The sequence below is a fragment of the Chloroflexota bacterium genome (assembly GCA_016235055.1).
In the GTDB taxonomy this organism is placed as follows: domain Bacteria; phylum Chloroflexota; class Anaerolineae; order JACRMK01; family JACRMK01; genus JACRMK01.
This window is the reverse complement of record JACRMK010000061.1, coordinates 121,691-138,083: the sequence shown is the minus strand read 5'-3', so window position 1 is coordinate 138,083 and position 16,393 is coordinate 121,691. Positions and strand designations below refer to the sequence as shown.

At 61.2% G+C, this 16,393-nt stretch carries 13 protein-coding genes; 4 read left to right on the top strand and 9 right to left on the bottom strand.

What is annotated here, in order from left to right; genetic code table 11:
• Positions 1-576: 576 nt before the first annotated feature.
• Positions 577-1,734 carry an acyl-CoA dehydrogenase family protein gene (locus HZB53_16095; GenBank protein MBI5879169.1) on the bottom strand — a complete coding sequence of 386 codons (1,158 nt, stop codon included), beginning with the start codon at positions 1,732-1,734 and terminating at the stop codon, positions 577-579.
• A gap of 376 nt (positions 1,735-2,110) precedes the next feature.
• On the opposite strand from HZB53_16095, the gene HZB53_16090 reads away from it, so the two are divergent.
• Both HZB53_16090 and HZB53_16085 read left to right on the top strand, forming a co-directional pair.
• Positions 2,111-2,662, top strand: coding sequence for a hypothetical protein (locus HZB53_16090; protein MBI5879168.1), 552 nt, complete (start codon positions 2,111-2,113; stop codon positions 2,660-2,662).
• 251 nt (positions 2,663-2,913) lie between these two features.
• Positions 2,914-4,104 carry a CoA transferase gene (locus HZB53_16085; protein MBI5879167.1) on the top strand — a complete coding sequence of 397 codons (1,191 nt, stop codon included), beginning with the start codon at positions 2,914-2,916 and terminating at the stop codon, positions 4,102-4,104.
• A 63-nt stretch (positions 4,105-4,167) separates the two neighbouring features.
• Here the strand turns inward: HZB53_16085 and HZB53_16080 are convergent, their stop codons facing one another.
• The 6 genes from HZB53_16080 to HZB53_16055 all read right to left on the bottom strand — a co-directional run bounded on the left by HZB53_16080 (position 4,168) and on the right by HZB53_16055 (position 10,949).
• Positions 4,168-5,418 carry a radical SAM protein gene (locus tag HZB53_16080; protein ID MBI5879166.1) on the bottom strand — a complete coding sequence of 417 codons (1,251 nt, stop codon included), beginning with the start codon at positions 5,416-5,418 and terminating at the stop codon, positions 4,168-4,170.
• 357 nt (positions 5,419-5,775) lie between these two features.
• Positions 5,776-7,845 (bottom strand): ADP-ribosylglycohydrolase family protein, encoded by a 2,070-nt coding sequence (locus HZB53_16075; GenBank protein MBI5879165.1) that lies wholly within the window; start codon positions 7,843-7,845, stop codon positions 5,776-5,778.
• A gap of 16 nt (positions 7,846-7,861) precedes the next feature.
• Complete coding sequence (locus tag HZB53_16070) at positions 7,862-8,677, bottom strand: BtpA/SgcQ family protein (protein MBI5879164.1); 816 nt, start codon at positions 8,675-8,677, stop codon at positions 7,862-7,864.
• A complete protein-coding gene (locus tag HZB53_16065; protein MBI5879163.1) occupies positions 8,674-9,489 on the bottom strand; it encodes a hypothetical protein in 816 nt (271 codons plus the stop codon). The genes HZB53_16070 and HZB53_16065 overlap by 4 nt, the downstream gene beginning before the upstream one ends.
• Positions 9,490-9,607: 118 nt before the next feature.
• A complete protein-coding gene (locus HZB53_16060) occupies positions 9,608-10,444 on the bottom strand; it encodes an Fpg/Nei family DNA glycosylase (GenBank protein ID MBI5879162.1) in 837 nt (278 codons plus the stop codon).
• 175 nt (positions 10,445-10,619) lie between these two features.
• A complete protein-coding gene (locus HZB53_16055; GenBank protein MBI5879161.1) occupies positions 10,620-10,949 on the bottom strand; it encodes a transposase in 330 nt (109 codons plus the stop codon).
• Here HZB53_16055 and HZB53_16050 point away from each other — a divergent pair.
• Positions 10,919-11,161 carry a hypothetical protein gene (locus HZB53_16050; GenBank protein ID MBI5879160.1) on the top strand — a complete coding sequence of 81 codons (243 nt, stop codon included), beginning with the start codon at positions 10,919-10,921 and terminating at the stop codon, positions 11,159-11,161. The two genes, HZB53_16055 and HZB53_16050, sit on opposite strands and share 31 nt — an antisense overlap.
• A 317-nt stretch (positions 11,162-11,478) precedes the next feature.
• Here the strand turns inward: HZB53_16050 and HZB53_16045 are convergent, their stop codons facing one another.
• Positions 11,479-12,669 (bottom strand): hypothetical protein, encoded by a 1,191-nt coding sequence (locus HZB53_16045; protein ID MBI5879159.1) that lies wholly within the window; start codon positions 12,667-12,669, stop codon positions 11,479-11,481.
• 7 nt (positions 12,670-12,676) lie between these two features.
• Positions 12,677-15,316 (bottom strand): ATP-binding protein, encoded by a 2,640-nt coding sequence (locus HZB53_16040; protein ID MBI5879158.1) that lies wholly within the window; start codon positions 15,314-15,316, stop codon positions 12,677-12,679.
• A 344-nt stretch (positions 15,317-15,660) separates the two neighbouring features.
• On the opposite strand from HZB53_16040, the gene HZB53_16035 reads away from it, so the two are divergent.
• Entirely contained in the window at positions 15,661-16,374 is a 714-nt protein-coding gene (locus tag HZB53_16035) for a FadR family transcriptional regulator (protein ID MBI5879157.1), read from the top strand.
• The last annotated feature ends 19 nt before the right edge of the window (positions 16,375-16,393 follow it).

Here is a 16,393-nt window from a genome sequence, read left to right as displayed (position 1 = left end):
AGAGCTTGTCGGCGGCGGTTGAGAGTGCGGGATGTCGGCCAGCACCGGGGGCTCGCTGTCGACGCTGCCGACGCCGGCGCGACTTCGGCAAACACAACGCAAAAACAACCACGAGTTCCTCAAACTCGCGACGCGTTAGCCCGGTCAGTGTCAGAAAATCTTTAGGGTTCCTTTTGAGCGTCTCGTAACTCAACATGCATAGTAGGATACCTTATTTTGAATAGAGTCTATTGTGATGATGGTATATGGAAAGAAGGGGATGTTGGTCTACGCGAGTCGCCCTTATGCCGGCGATAATGTGAATATGACCCCAAACATGCTTGTAGACCAAATCCACTTCTACACCGCTCGGACTCTGGCAGATTTGGGAAATGAGGCTCGCTTCACTCCGAGATCTTGGCAGGATTGGCCCGGCTTTGGCCCCGTCAAACAATGGCCTCGCGAATAACCGTACCAAGCATATTCCCAGGCGCCTGCATGCAACGAACGAGGCCCGCGGACATGAAATCCACGGGCCTCACTTGTTTCTGGTGCAACGGCTTTCAGGCGGCGTTCAGTTGAACGCTCGAATCGCAATTAGACGAACGCGCTGATGCCGGTCAGGTGCCGGCCGATGATCAACTTCTGAATCTGCGTGGTGCCCTCGTACAGCGTCGCCACCTTGGCGTCGCGCAGGTAGCGCTCGCCGGGGTATTCGTCGGAGTAGCCGTAGCCGCCGTGCACCTGGATGGTGTTGAGCGCTGCGCGCACGGCCGCCTCGCTGGCGTACCACTTAGCTAGCGACGTTTCGATGTGCGCCGGGTCGCCGGTATTCTTCCGCGCGCCGGCGCGGTAGACCAGCAGGCGCGCCGCCTCGAGGTCGAGGTACATGTCGGCAATCAGTTCCTGCACGAGCTGGAAGCTGGCGATCGGCTTGTTGAACGCATAGCGCTCCTGGGCGTACTTCACCGAGGCGTCGACGCAGCCCTGGATGATGCCGACGCAGCCGCTGGCCACGCCGAAGCGGCCGTTGTCGAGCGCGTACATCGCGATGTTGAAGCCCTGGCCGATTTCGCCGAGCCGCTGCGAATCGTGCACGCGCACATCGGTCAGCTTCAACTCGGCGGTCGCGGACGAGCGCAGGCCGAGCTTGCCGTGGATCTCGAACGACTCGAAGCCGGGCGTGTCGTTCTCGACCAGGAACGCGCTGATGCCGCGATGCTTTTTGGACGGGTCGCCCTGCGCGAAGATGATCGCGACCTTCGACTTGGTGCCGTTGCTGATCCACATCTTGTGGCCGTTGAGGATCCAGTGGTCGCCGTCGCGCCGGCAGGTGGTCTGCTGGTTGGCGGCGTCGGAGCCGGCCTGCGGCTCGGTCAGGCCGAAGCAGCCGAGCCATTCGCCACTAGCTAACTTGGGCAGGTACTTGCGCTTCTGCTCCTCGTTGCCGTACTTCAGAATCGGCGCTTCGCACAGCGAAATCTGCACCGAGAGCGTGGTGCGCACCGACGAGTCGGCGCGGCCGATTTCCTCGAAGATGATCGCCTCGCTCATGAAGTCGGCGCCCATGCCGCCATACTGCTCCGGCACGAGCGGGCCGAGAAAACCGAGCGCGCCCAGTTTGGCAATGATGTCGTTAGGGAATGTGGCATTGCGGTCGCGGTCGCGCGCGCCGGGCATGATTTCGCGATCGGCGAAGTCTTTGGCCGTATCCTTCAGCAGCTTCTGTTCGGGGGAAAGATCGAAGTCAACCATGAGGGGAAAATCTCCTTTGCGAGAGTTATACAGTTTCAGTTTGATCATGTCCCCATAGCTGGTGGCAAGGCCGTTGTCACCCCCTTTGATTCACTCCCCCTTCCAGCTTTGCTGGGAGGGGGCCGGGGGGAGGGCGGCGATTGCTATACAGTACTGACACATATAGCAATCGCTTGGGGATATACTCATCACAAAACCGCGTTACAGCAAGCAGATTATAGCATACAGGCGTCTTGGCAGCGCGTATACTCAACAGACCATGCGCCATCGCAGCCATGGCGCTTGGCGGTTTATCGCGCTGCGCGGCACGCCCAAAACCGGATTTGGCCGGAGTCAGGTAAAATAGGCCCGTACGGCAACAACCGAATTCGCTGACGTGAAAAACAAACCTATGGCGGAGCCCGCACACCCAATTGTCGAACGCGCACAGCCGCAGAGCCTGCCGGCCGGACAGGTTTTTAACCTGTGCAAATCGCATAATATCCCGATGGTTTATACCGAGGACGGCGAGTGGATCTGCGCCGTCGAATCGCTGATGGACTGTCTCGAAGAGACGGACCTGGAAGATTTCCGCTTCATGCCGATTCCGGACGACGATGAGACGGAGATCACCCTGTCGCTGGTCTTCGCCGACGGCCACGTGATACCGCTGCTGTGCCCGGACTGCGGCAATTCCGTGGACGATGACGACGACGCGATTGCGAGCGTGCGCAAGCAGATCGCGGGATTGACCGACCGGCATGTGACCGATGTGCTGATCAGCGAAGATGATCTGGCGCCGTATCCGTGGCTATCCACGATCCTGACGCTGGAAGTCGGCGGCACGACGATCGAGGCCGACTTTCCGCTGCTGTCGCTGTACTACATGACGCACCCCGAGGACGACGAGGAATACGAGGACGAGTTCGAGTGGGATAATCTGAACTGATATAGCTCAACACCAAGTCACCAAGGCACAAAGGAAACCGCGGTTTCCTTTGTGCCTTGCTTTTTTACGCAGGCCTACCTTGCCGCGCAGACCCGAAGGGTTTACTCAAGGCCGATTGCGCATGAATTGCGTTGCGAAAAGCCCTTCGGGTCTGCCGCCCCGCGCCGCGATTGAGTTATCCGTCCGCTTCTGGTATAACAGAGAGCGCCGGCAGCTGCATGCCGCCCATTTCGCCAACCACGAGGAACTGCATGCCACAACCACTGGATGACATACTGGTTATCGATCTGACACGCGTGCTGGCCGGGCCGTTCTGCACGATGAACCTGGCCGATCTCGGCGCGGAAGTGATCAAGGTCGAGCAGCCGGGACGCGGCGATGACACGCGCCAGTGGGGGCCGCCGTTCGCCGGCGGCGAGAGCGCTTACTACCTGAGCGTAAACCGCAACAAGAAAGGCATCACGCTCAACTTCGCGCACCCCAAAGCGCGCGACATCCTGCGTGCGCTGGTTACAAAGGCCGACGTCCTGATCGAAAACTTCAAATCCGGGACTATGGAGAGCTGGGGGCTTGGGTACGAAGAACTGCGGAAGCTCAATACGGGACTCATCTACTGCAACATCAGCGGCTACGGCCGGGGTGGGCCAGACGAGGGGCGGCTGGGCTACGACTTTGTCATCCAGGCTGAGGGCGGGCTGATGTCGCTGACCGGCCCGATCGACGGCATGCCGTACCGCCATGTGATCGCCATCGTGGACATCACGACCGGCATGTATGCGGCGACCGGCATCATCGCGGCGCTGCGCGCGCGCGACCGGAGCGGCATCGGCCAGCGGGTGGACCTCTCGCTGCTGGAGTCGCAGGTGGCGTGGCTGGCCAATCTCGGCCAGTACACGCTCGTGACCGGCCAGTCGCCGCGCAAGTATGGCAACGCCCACTCAACCGTCGTGCCGTACGAGGTGTTCAAGTGCACCAACGGCTATTTCGTGCTGGCGTGCGGCAATGACGGTCAATTCGCCAAGCTGGCGCGGATCGTCCGCAAGCCCGAACTCGCCACCGACGCACGGTTCGCCACCAACCCAAGTCGCGTCACGAACCGCGCCGCACTGTTCCCGATCCTGGAGGATGCGTTCGCAACATTCTCAGTCGACGACGTGCTGGCACAGTTGCGGGAAGCCGGCGTGCCGGCCGGGCGCATCAACTCGCTGGAGCAGACGCTGAGTGACCCGCAAGTCCTGCACCGCGAGATGGTCGTCGAGGTCGATCACCCAACGGCCGGCAAGCTCAAGCTGCTCGGTGTGCCGTACAAGTTCAGCGAGACGCCCGTGGGCGTGCACTCGCCGCCGCCGTTGCTCGGGCAGCACACCGCCGAGGTGCTGCGCGAACTGCTGGGTTACGATGCGGGGACGGTTGAGACGCTGCGGGCCGAGGGGGTGATTTAGCGCAGAGGAAACAGCACGGTAGCCCCTCACCGGTTGTGAAAGCCTGTGCGGACCGTTGGCACATCAGTAGACGAACTCGCGAATGTCGTAGTACGACACGCGCGGGGCGTTGGCCGGATCGCGGAAGACGAACGACTCGCGCAGATGGAACATCTGCTGCTCGATCGCCGGCTGCGGCAGCGGCGCCAGGCCGGCGGCACGCGCTCGCATGGAGTAGGTCGAGCCGGGGTAGTCCACCAGTTCGGAAAGATAGATCAGGTCGTGGCGGTCGAGCGGCATCGCATTGACGATGCGCGCGGTCTCGCGCACGTGCCGTTCATCGTAGGTCGCGCCCCCTGCGCCCGCCAGCACGATCACGCCGGCGGCGACCCCGCCCGCCTTCAAGCTCTCGACCAGGTGGATTACCTCGCCCGGCGTGTTCGGCTTGCCGAGGAAACGCAACAACTCCGCATCGCCCGTTTCCAGCCCGACGTACACGCGCCGCAGGCCGCGCCCGGCCAGTTCCGCATAGTCCTGCGCCGATTTGCGCTTCGTCGAGAAGGCGTCGATGAACGAGTAGATGCCGTGGAAGTGTACCGGGTTTGCGAATTGCCGCGCCGCGCGCGCCGGGGCAGCCAGATCGCGCGGCAGGATCGCCAGGTCGGCGTTCAATTGGTCGAAGAGCGGCACGATCTCGCGCTGCGGGATGACCAGCGCATTGGCATCGCCGAGGAACAGGCTGCGCCGCAGGCTCAGCCCGTCGCCGAAGAAGGCGCGCACGTCGCGCACGTGCGCTCGGAACTCGTCGAGCGACTTGACGTGGAAGCGCCGGTCCTGGTAGAAACCGCAGAACGCGCAGTCGTTGTACGAGCAGCCCTCGGTCGCCTGCAGGTAGAGCGCCAGGTACTGGTCGGGCGGCAGAATCGTAATCGGGCGGTAGAGCCGGTCGAAGTCGGCGCGCTCGCGCTCCAGCCGCGCGTAGTCGTAGCCGGCCACGCGCGCCAGCGCGTCGCGTGTTTGGGGCGCATCGTCCAGCCGCGCCGCCGCGCCGCGCGCAAAGCCGTACGCTTCATCCACCAGCGCCTGCACCTCGGCGGCGGCCAGCATGCGCCGCAGGCGCGCCGAGACGCCCCGGCGCGGTCCGGCCTGTTTGGCCAGCACTGTGTTTTGCAGGCTGCGCCGGTAGCGCCGGCCGTCACGGAACACGCCGACCAGCCGCCCGGCCCGGTCGAACGTGTATTCACGGTCGGCGCCTTCCATCAGAATGATCGACTCGCGGCGCACGTTGACGATCAGTGGCCGCGCATCCGGGCCTGTGCGAGTTTGAATAGGCATGGCAGGCGCGCCACTACGCGCCACGCTCATTATACCGAATACCGAACGGCGAGGGGGCATCGCAACCCGTGCGGACTGCGCACTGACGGCGCATCCGCGTGGCGGCGGGTCTCGGCCCGGTGGGACGGGCCACGTGTCGCACCCTTTGAGATGTCATACTGTTTCACTTTGACTATGTCCTCATAGTAGCTGTGCGCACGCAATTCGCGACCCCCTCATCCCCTGGCCCCTTCTCCCCCGCGCGCGGGGGAGAAGGGGAAAAGCCAACGGGGAGGGCGACGATTCGTGTCGTGCCGCACATACCTGTACAAGCACATGCGGACATACTCATTTGGAAACAGTATCAGAGACCTGTCCCTACGACCTGGGCAAGCCCCGCACGGCCACCGCCGCGCAATCCAGCCGCCCCTCCGCAATCACCAGCGCGACCGCGCCCTCATTCAGCGGCCGGTCGTCGTCACGCAGATCGAACAGCACGCGCCCGTCGATCATCGCCGTCAGCCGCTCGCCCGCCGTGTTCAACTGCATGTCGTACGCGCCATCGAGCGCCCACGCGAACGCCGTCTCGGCCAGCACGCGCTCGCCATCCAGCGCCTTGACCAGTCGCGCCATGCCGTCGTCGCACAGCAGCAGCGCGTAGTAGCGGCGCGTGCCCTGCACGCAAGCGGCGATGCCCGCGCGCTGCGCCATGTGCAGCACGACGGTCGCGCGCACGGCATAGTCGCGCCAGCCGCGCTCGCCCTGGATCAGCAGGCCGGCGCCCTCGTCCTGCATGACGCGCAGGCCGTTGCTGCGGAACCACGCATCGTCGCACGCCTGCACCCAGGCGCGCGCCCAGCGCGCGCCGTTGTGCGCGGGCGGCCGCAGCGTCACGTCCGGTGCGCCCGACCAGGTCAGCGCATCGAGATAGAGCGTGCCCGGCGTCGCGTCTTGCACCGCCACGCCGACCTCGGCGATCGGCGAGCCGTCGACCACCGCCGGCGACCACGTCAGGCGCGCAGATTCACCCGCGCGCACCATCACGGCCGGGCCGCTCGCCTCGACCAGGCGGTCGTCCGCGCCGTACATGCGTACGAACAGCGCGGCCTGCGCGCTGCTGTCGCTGACGACTGCCGCCTCGACCGTTTGCCCGGCGTAGAGCGTGGGCGAGGCCGGCAACTGGTAGCCGCCGGTAATCCGGAACGCCTCCTCCGGCAGGAACGTCGGCGTGCTCATCCGCGCCACGCCGGCGTGATGCAGCGCCAGCATGCGGCTGCCGCCGCGCACGATGTTCGACAGCCGCGCGCCATCCCCCTCGGCATGGAAGCCCTGCACCGCGCCCGGCCGGCTGAAGTGGAAGCGCGCGCCCCGCTTGGGCGGCGCATACGGCAGGTCGGCCAGCGCGTGGCCGAGCGCGACGACGCGCTCCGCTTCCTGCACGGCGTCACTGATACAACGGCCGCCGTCGGCGGTCGGCAGATACAGCCGGTCGGCCACCGGACCGCGCCAGTCGACCGGGCCGCGATCGATCGCACCGAGGCCGTCCTTGATACCGAGCAGGCAACCGACGTTGCCGCTGTTGCAGTCGGTGTCCCAGCCGGCCGTGTTGGCGATCATCAGCGCCTGCGCGAAGTCGTCGGGCGCATAGGCGAGCGACAGGATGATGATCGCGTGGTTCGGCACGACGTGGCAGTTGCCGCCGTACTTGTCGTAGCCGTACGTCGCGGCGATCCGCTCGTGCGTGGCGCGCCAGTCTTCATCGAGCGCGCTCCAGCGGCGCACGTCGCTGATGAGCCTGGCAATCAGGCTGTCCGGCGGGATGAACGACAGTCCGGTCTCGAACAGTTTGTCCATATCGCGCTCAACGAACGCCTGCGCCTCCATCGCGGCGATGAGGACGGCGGCGTGCAGCGCCTCGCCGTCGTGGCTGACCGAGGCGGCCTTGCGCGCCAGGTCGGCGGCGAGCGCCGGGCGGCCGGGCGCGACCATGCCCCAGCCGTCGATGAAGATCTGCGCGCCGATCTGCTCGGCCACCACCTGCCCGTTGAGTGCGATCGAACCGGAGCGCGGCGCGGGGACGCCGCACTTGAGCCGCATGTACGCCGTGTGCTCGGTCGAGTTGCCCATGCCGCCCCACCAGAGCACCGTCTGCCGCTCGATCAGGTAGTTCAGCCAGGTCTGGCCAACCTGCGCGGCGGTCAGTGCCGGCGACGCGCCGTGGTCGGACAGCGCGCGCAGGAACGTGAACGTGCCGCTCACGTCGTCGTCGGGCACGACGATCGGCGGCTTGCCCGGCATGCGCGCGTTGACGTAGTCGCGCACCTCGCCAAGCTCGCGCTCGACGCGCGCGCGGGTCCAGCCCTCGAACGGGCGGCCGAGATAGACGCCGATCAGCTTGCCCAGCACGCCGGCATACACGCGCTCGGCGTAATCGGAAGGCAGTTGCACAGGGTTCATAGCAGCCTCATAGGGCGGGATTGGCGCGCACGCCGCGCACCACGTCCATCAGCGCGCGCACGCGCGACGGCACGACGGTGTACGGCCAGTCGCTGCCATCTTTGAGCGACGTGCCGACCAGCGCGCCGTCGGCGACACGCAGCAGCGCGCCGGCGTTGCCGGGCGCGGTGCCGCTGCCGAGCAACACCGGGAAGTCGCCAGCCGCCTCGCGCGCCTCGCGCACGTCATCCAGCGTCGGCGGTTGGCCGGTCTCGCGGCCGGTGACGATCACGGCATCCGCGCCATGCTGCACCGCCTGCCGCACCGAGGTGGACAGCCGCTTGCCCGGCTCCAGCGACTCACTGTATTTGACCTGCACGTCGGTGAACAGCGCGACGTGCTCGGCCCGGATGCGCGCGCGGTAGGCCAGCACCGCCTCCGGCTCCGGCTCGATCACGCCGGCCTTGATGCGCACGCGGTCGACGAAGAAGTCCATGCGGATGAACTGCGCGCCGGTCGCCAGCGCGATCGCCAGCGAAGCGCGCCAGTCGTTCAGCAGCACCTCCAGCCCGACCGGCACGCGCGCGTGGCGCATCACCTCGCTCACGATGCGCGTGAACGACGCGATGATCTCCGGCCCGCCAGTCAGTGTGTGCGGGTGGTCGTAGTCGTTCTCGACGCAGACGCCGTCCGCGCCGCCGTCCTCCAGCGCGCGCAGGTCGCCCAGCGCGCGCTCGATGTACGCGTCGATGCGCGTGAACTCGGGGTAGCCCGGAAGCGGCGGCAGGGCGATCATGCCGACGATCGGTTTGGGGTTCGGGAAGATCTCTCGAAAGCGGGTCATCCGGTGGCTCCGTAATGCTGCGCGACGACGGCGGCCAGTGTCGCGCCGGCGTTCAGTGCGCGGGCGATATCGCCGTCGCGCAGATAGGAAACGGTGAAGGCGGCCTGAAACGCGTCGCCGCAGCCGGTGGTGTCGATGACGCGCGGCACCGGCACGGCGGGCTGGCGCGCGAGCACGCCGCCGGACAGCGCGGTGCTGCCGCGCGCACCGTGCGTGACGACGCAGATGCATGACGTGGCGCGCGACAGGGGGCGCAGAGCATCGACCAGCGCCTCATCGCCGCTGACGAACGCGATGGCAAGCCGGTCGGCGTACCGCGCAATCGTCTGCGGGTCGCCGCCGAAGTCAGACAGGTCGAGGAAGTCGGCGACGCGCGCGCCCTCGAACGGCACGGCCAGCGCCTGTCGGAACAGCGGCTCCGCCTGCCGGAAGCAGGCGCAAGCGAGGACGTTGTGCTGCCGGATGAACTCCATGTCGGCGTCGTCGAGCACGAAGCCGTCGAGCACGCCGGGGCGGTAGCCGCCGGGCGGGAAGATGCGCTCGCCATCGGACGTCACGTCGATCGCCTGCACGGCGGTCGGGCCGGCGAGCACCCGCGCATGCGAGTCATCGACGCCCTCGGCAGATAGTTTGGCGCGCACGCGCTCCGTGTCGGCCGTGCCCACGCGGCTGATCAGCGCCGCCTGTTCCGCGCCGGCGCGCTTGCAGTTCACCGCGAAGTTGAGCGAGATGCCGCCGACAAATGTTTGGCCGAGATCGAGGTAGTGGTCAATCGTGATCTCGCCGACGGAGACAACCGACAGATAGGGCATCACCGATGCCGCCGAAAGGCAAACCGATCAACACAAAGACACGAAGGCACAAAGAAATTCTTGTTTTCTTCGTGTCTTTGTGCCTTTGTGTTGAATTCTGTTTTGATACGGATTGGCATCACATGCCCCGGAACATGCCGCCCGGCTGGCAGGTGCGGCAGAAGTTTGTGATGCGCTGGTTCGCGCCGATCAGCGAGATGGTCGCGCCGCAGCGCGGGCACGGCTCGCCGCTCTTCATGTGCACGGCCATGAAGTCGCGCGGCTTGAGGTGGATGTTCTCACCCATCTCGGCGCGCACCTTCTCCGTCGCATCGCTCAGCGTCGCGCGCATCGCGTCGTAGAGCGCGTCGATCTCGGGCGGCTTCAACTGCGTGCGCTTGCGGAACGGGTAGAGGCGCGCCGCCCAGAGGATCTCGTCGGCGTACGCGTTGCCAATGCCCGCCACGAAGTCGCCGCGCGTCAGCACGCCCTTAATCTCGCCGCGGAAGCGCCGGATGCGCTCGCGGAACGCCTCGCGGGTGATCTCCAGCGCCTCGGGGCCCATGCCGGCGAAGTCCGGCACTACGGCGGTATCGGGCGTCAGGTAGACCTGGCCCATCGTCTTCTGGTCGATGTAGCGCAGCTCGCGGCCATCGGACAGCGACCAGACGATGTGTGTCTTGGCGTGCCGCTTCTCGGCGGGCGCGACGAGCTGCAATCGCCCGGTCAGCTTGGGGTTGATGACGAGGAACAGTGCGTCGCCGGCCGCCGGCTCCAGCGGGCAGACGAGGAACTTGCCGCGCCGCGTGGCGCCGGCAAGCGTTGCGCCGGTCATGTGCTCGGCGAATCCCACATGTGTCAGGTCGCGCACGACGATCGCGCTGCCGCGAAACAGCTCGACGCCCCCGACACGCAGGCCCACCACGCGGCGGCGCAGGACTTCGGCGACGACTTCGAGTTCAGGCAGTTCAGGCATAAGCGGGCGTGTTCGCTGCGGACGTTGCGACGCATACGCGCATTTCGTCGACTGCGCGCCGCGTCTCAACGATGCCGGCATGCGACTGGCGACAGGCTGATTATGGCACGGCCGGGTGCCGCTGTCTAACCCGACGAGTTGACCCAGGGCTTTTCCAAAGCCGGCTCTCCCGGCTTTACCGGTAACGGGGCTCAAAAGGTGTCAGAACGTGGTGACGGAAGCTGTTGAAGTTACGGTAGCCAAAGGCACGCCAATTGATCGACTTGATCTTCAGATTGTCGCCTTCCGCGAACCCGTTGCTGTGTCGGCGCGTGAAATTGTTGAGCTTGGTCAAGGCGTATGTGCAGCCGCACCAGATCGAACTCGCCGCTGCCGCTCGGATGCCAGTCACTCTCGCCGTGGTTACGCCGAAGCGCTCCGTGTGGCGGCGGAGCGCATGCCGCGCGCTGGATAGCTCCGGGGACAAGCCCACCGATGACAGCGTTTGATTTCCCGCGTTTTTCAAAGAATCAGCACAGTTTGCCCGATTGGGCCGATTTCATTGGTCCGGGGCACGTTATTATTCAAACGCGAGCGGTCGAAATCCGATCGGATTCAAACGCCATGTCGATGCAGGGACACCGCATCCGGCACGAACTCAGTTTAGCACATTTGTTCTATTCTGTCAAGCACGATGCGCGAATTTTAAGTCGGCAGGCGGCCTCCCAGATGGCATAGCGATGATCCGGCAAGGCAGCGAGAGTTTCCAGCGAGCCGCGCGGAAAGCAACGCAAGACCGCCGCGCTGATCAGCGCGGCGGTTTGTGTTGCGGTTGCGACGAAGCGCTCCGTGTGGCGGCAGAGAGATATGCGCTTGTTGGCATGGTGAGCGCCTAGAAAAACTTCGGTTCTCCCGTTACAATTATCCACCCGTCGCACAACCTTCAAGCTGCGACACGATACTAGTTATTAGCCATCGGGCTCTTTTGGGTGCGGCCGTCCCTCTGCGGTCTCCTGCGTGCCGGTAGATGACACGCTTGGGCACCAGCATCTCCATCAAGGCCGGTCGAATGCTAATATCGTTTCTGTCAACATTCTATTGTCCAGGGTCGTCCGTTCGGCTTTGCGTGGCGGTGGCAAGTAGCGTCTATTAGCAGGAATAGCACGTTCGTGTCGCGCTGTCGATTGTAACCCGATCCTATCGGCGATATGCGATAGAATTAATGCGTTGTCGACCAATACGCCCGTTAAGTGAGAATTGCCAATAACGATTACCAACTTTCCTCCATGCCGTAACACGCGATGAAATTCGGTTATTACTGTATACATATCGAATGCATAACGCTGTATCATTCCCTTGTGGGAAGTGGAGAGGTCGCCGTCGAATCGAATATGTGCAAGCAGCTCATTTGCCAATCGAATTTGTTCAATATCTGTCAACCGGCGTTCTGCGCCAATATTGGCCGATCTGATTGCACCCAAATCTCCCATGCGATAGCCAAGCCATACCAAGGCCAATCGATGTCCGCGCATATAGTCAATTGCGTTGAGATAAGGCGGAGATGTCATGACGACATCGACAGAATTGTTAGCTATAGAGTGCATGAATCGAGCATCACCAATGTGGATCTGCACGTTGCCTGGCGGCGGTTGGTCTTTCAATAGATTTGCAATCCGCTTCAAAGCTTGCTCATATCCGTCGAGTACCTGAAAATCATTCCTTTCCTTGACCTTGTGAGGCCGTCCATGTGACACATCCCATGCTAGAGAAGCGCCTCTCTGTTTTGTAACTATGATTTTGCTAATTGCAAGGCGCAGTACATCGCCAATTGAACCCTGGATGGGAGCAATACAGTAGCAGAGCTTCCTTAAATCATTGCGTTGCTTCACGCCGAACCAAAAGTCAATGTAGGCTTTTGTTGGCTCGTCATCGTCAATCCAAGGCAGGGCAATCTGGGCCAGCTTAATTTTCTTCGCACAAGAGATGGCGTCGTGGCCTACGCGCATTAATTCAAGCACATCAACTGGCGTTGTCCATACAGATGCAAGTAACACTGAAAGTGGATCTGTGTCAAAGCCGATGCCCTTATGGTTATGCTCTGCGGCTAGGCGCAGCGTAGTTCCAGACCCAGCCATTGGGTCAAGCACGACTGACCCGCGCGGAAAGGCCCGGCATTGATCCAGGGCAATTTCCGGAGCCATGCGTGCCGGGAATGGATGGATGGGTTCAAGCTTCTGGGCTGTCATTTAAGGTTTATGACACCTGCTTGCCGAGGCCAAATCGGATTTCCTCAGGAACTTCACTTATCTGCAACTGGATAGCGCTGCGTAGTTTTTCCGGTGAAGTGCTTAAGAACAGCGTGCCGTCTGGACTCAACCTGATCAGATTGGGCACAAGTACTTGAAGGCCACTCACTAGACTGTTAAGGGATACTCTGTTGGGATGGACTTTCCCTTTGGAGGCTTGAGCTATCCTATCAGCAATAAGGGATGTATGAATTGCATTCGGCCCAGTATAGCCTATGCTGTTAAGAGCCTGAAAAAACAAATCCAGAGATAGTCGTGGTTCCTTGATTGTCTTCTCAATGAGGTTTTTGACCCACGCTCCAACATCATCAGGGTTCGTGAAAGCAAAGATTTCTCTAAATAGCTCCAGATCGATTGGTCCAGTAGCCGCGGTCAACATTACGAGCCGTGCCAAATCACCAGCTCTCATTGGCGTTATCTGGTTCTGTTCGCACTCCGAAAGCAGAAGTTCTGCCACCTGGTAATCTGGTGCGATCATCAATGTATAGTCTGCCTCTTCATCAATGCGATGCTTCTTGAGTCCCGCGATTGTTAGATTTGCCGTCTTTGCCTTGCGTTTGGTCGTGGATTTTGCATCGTAAGTAAAACTATAGGTGGCAATCTTGTCAGGTTGCTTCATCGATAGTTTCTTCGGCGACACTGGAGCCGTCGCTACTCCTTCGGGTTGTCCATGCTGGCCAAGGCGGCGCACACTTAAGCCTAAATAATCAAGCGCATCCCCGACAATATGTTCCAAGGCTTTGGCATGTGATGTGGCATCCATTAACATGCTTGCAATTTGCCCCCCGGATTGGCGATTAACTCGCGCGATTGTTCGAAGAACCTGATCGCGGTATTCTCGAACATCATGCACTTGATCGTCGTTGATGCCGATATCCACCATATATGCATCAGTTAGTAACTCAATCAGCGCAGTATCGCGCAAGAGTTGTTGCTGCTCAACCGTGCCGAAATGCTCGACAGCAAATGGGTGACTGCTGTTAACTAAGACTTGGCGCTTATGGACATCATAGTGTACCAATGGGTCTTCCGGCTTCGATGACTCAAATAACACATTGTTAATCAGTGCCCCTGGGCGATCTTTTGCGGTCTGATCCCATTCATTCCTGAGCTTGTCTTCGTCCACATCGCCAGATACCTCAATGAACTCCGGCAGATCTGTACGGTTTTCCAAACGTTCAAGAACTATACGATGTAAGGGCTCTATTGGCATCGCGTTCCAAGACTCGACCAGGGCGTCGCCGACATCAGCCCACGCTGCCCGAATCAACTTGGTATGCTCGACACGAGCCTTATTGAATATGGCTCGCAAAAACCCCTTGAAGATCCTTAATGACTCCGTCTCCTGAAGTTCCTCGCGATTTACGGCGATCTGATCGTCCAGACCATCGGCACGTATCGTCGCACGAAATTTGGACCAAACTGTGTGGCTGAGATCGTCCAATCCAAAGTACGGATCAGTCGAGTTTACGACACGTCCATAAATATTCACGAAGAATCCATTTGAGAAACCCAATGCCTCACTCTTGCCTCCAGAAATCGAATCCTCATACAGGCGGACGAAGCCAGTAACTTGCCCTTCCATACCTTCTATCGTGACATGTGGAACCGGATTGTCCGCTTCTGTTACTCGATATACCTCCTCATCATCGGAGTCGCCAGGTATCGAAATCGTTGGAATGCCAAGACCTGGGCCGATGCGCCATTCCTTTGCAAGACCCTTTTCAATTTTCGACGGCCACAGAGCCTCTTCGTTGAATACAATCGTTATCGTGGAGCCCAAAGGCAATGCCGTGCGCAATATTCGACGTATCCAACCTGCCTGCATTGCTCTGCCTTTTGGTTTTAGATGCGTTAGTAAGACCAGTGTCCAAGTCCCAAGATTGTCAGTTGGAGGGGGAGTATCAGCACCATAGTCGTCATTCCAAAGGCTGTCGCTCTTCGGCTTTGGTACTCCGTTGCTAATTAGCTCGAGAATCTCTTTGGCTGCGGGAAGATCAGCTAGCAATGCACCGAGGTCTTTTTCCTCAATGACACGTACACCAAGTCCCAGAGATGGTACGCTTAAATCCAAATGGCTTCCAGCTGCTTCATCGATTCTGCGATAGTCCATGGTTACAGCTCGGATCAACCCATCGCCCGACTTGCATACATATGTGACTTCGTCTGCCAAAATATAAGTAGAGAGTTTACCTATCCCGAACTTGCCAATCTGTGGTCGGCCGCTTGCGGCAGGAGCGTTCCTCTTCGGTGATTCAGCAACGTGCCATAGAATTTGTAAGCCTTTCAAATCCATTGATTCGCCGTCGTCCAATACCCATACAGCCGCGGACGAATCATCTAAGTTCGCAGGTACGCCGATGTATACATGCTGTGCTCCAGCATCCCAAGAATTTGACACGAGCTCTTCAAAGGCTTTATTTGGAGACGAGTACAATTGCTCGCTGAACAGATTAAGGAATCTCGGTCCAATCGTTACATTTATTGTGGCAATCTCATGCCCAACTGACACAACACTGGAAGCGATTTGACCACTTGTCATATTAGCTCCAAAGACGAACCTGGGAAGCTCATCCTGCGTGAACATAAACACTCGTTTGAACGGGAACCGCCGCATGATCTCCGCTCTGGGGTGTTTGTGGGGACCATCCGCCCAAAGCTTGCATTTACATCGCAAGTATAGGCTAAACTCTCGGACCGTCAAGCCTCAACTCAGCTAAAGAGGTGTATCATGGTGCCCAAAAGGAAGGTTGTTTTGGAGCAAGTCAAGGCAAAGCCGTCGTTCCCGGGGTGACTACCGGAACGATCAGGAAGGATCGAATCCAAGACATCAACTGGACATATTCGTAACTATTCCATGCGGAAGTTTCTAGAATTTGGTATTGACTTTTCCACCAACTGGTCGTATCATCATACCATCATACCTCCACGATGAGCGCACCCGCCTACAAAACCATCCGCGCCGAACGGCTGTACGAGCAGATCGTCAGCCAGATCGAGCTACGGATCACGAATGGCGACCTCAAGGTCGGCGACCAACTGCCGACCGAGCGCGATTTGGGCGTCCAGTTCGGCGTCAGCCGCACGGCGGTGCGCGAGGCGATCAAGTCGCTTTCCGAAAAAGGGCTGGTTGATGTGCAGCCCGGGCGCGGCACGTTCATCACCAACGGCACCTCGCGCGCCGTGCGCCACTCGCTTGATCTCGCCATGAAGTTCGGCGGCCGCGAGGCGGTGCGGCAACTCGTCGAGGTGCGCGAGATCTTCGAGCCGGAGATCGCCGCGCTGGCCGCCGTCCGCGCGCAGGCCGAGCACATCGCAGCGCTGAACGATGCGGTCGCCGCGATGGATGCCGCGCTGTCCGATTCGGACACGTTCATCGAGGCCGACCTCGACTTCCACCTGACGCTGGCCGAAGCGACCGACAACCCGCTCATCCTCAACCTGATCGACCCGATCGTCGATCTGCTGCGCGAGCAGCGCTCGCAGATCTTCCGCGTGAATGGCGGCGCCCAGCGCGGGCAGTCGCATCACAAGCGCATTCTCGATGCCGTCACGCGCCACGACCCGGTCGCCGCGCGCGCGGCGATGCAGGACCATTTGCGGCAAGTGCGTCAAGACAGTGGAGCCTCAGACCCCGTGGTTTGAGGCTTCGTCATTTCCCGGC

Bases quoted from the DNA above. Each gene is read 5' to 3' on its own strand.
- HZB53_16040 (MBI5879158.1), bottom strand. From the start codon at position 15,316: ATGTTCACGCAGGATGAGCTTCCCAGGTTCGTCTTTGGAGCTAATATG.
- HZB53_16070 (MBI5879164.1), bottom strand. From the start codon at position 8,677: ATGACCCGCTTTCGAGAGATCTTCCCGAACCCCAAACCGATCGTCGGC.
- HZB53_16095 (MBI5879169.1), bottom strand. From the start codon at position 1,734: ATGGTTGACTTCGATCTTTCCCCCGAACAGAAGCTGCTGAAGGATACG.
- HZB53_16035 (MBI5879157.1), top strand. From the start codon at position 15,661: ATGAGCGCACCCGCCTACAAAACCATCCGCGCCGAACGGCTGTACGAG.
- HZB53_16080 (MBI5879166.1), bottom strand. From the start codon at position 5,418: ATGCCTATTCAAACTCGCACAGGCCCGGATGCGCGGCCACTGATCGTC.
- HZB53_16085 (MBI5879167.1), top strand. From the start codon at position 2,914: ATGCCACAACCACTGGATGACATACTGGTTATCGATCTGACACGCGTG.
- HZB53_16060 (MBI5879162.1), bottom strand. From the start codon at position 10,444: ATGCCTGAACTGCCTGAACTCGAAGTCGTCGCCGAAGTCCTGCGCCGC.
- HZB53_16045 (MBI5879159.1), bottom strand. From the start codon at position 12,669: ATGACAGCCCAGAAGCTTGAACCCATCCATCCATTCCCGGCACGCATG.
- HZB53_16065 (MBI5879163.1), bottom strand. From the start codon at position 9,489: ATGCCCTATCTGTCGGTTGTCTCCGTCGGCGAGATCACGATTGACCAC.
- HZB53_16050 (MBI5879160.1), top strand. From the start codon at position 10,919: ATGACAGCGTTTGATTTCCCGCGTTTTTCAAAGAATCAGCACAGTTTG.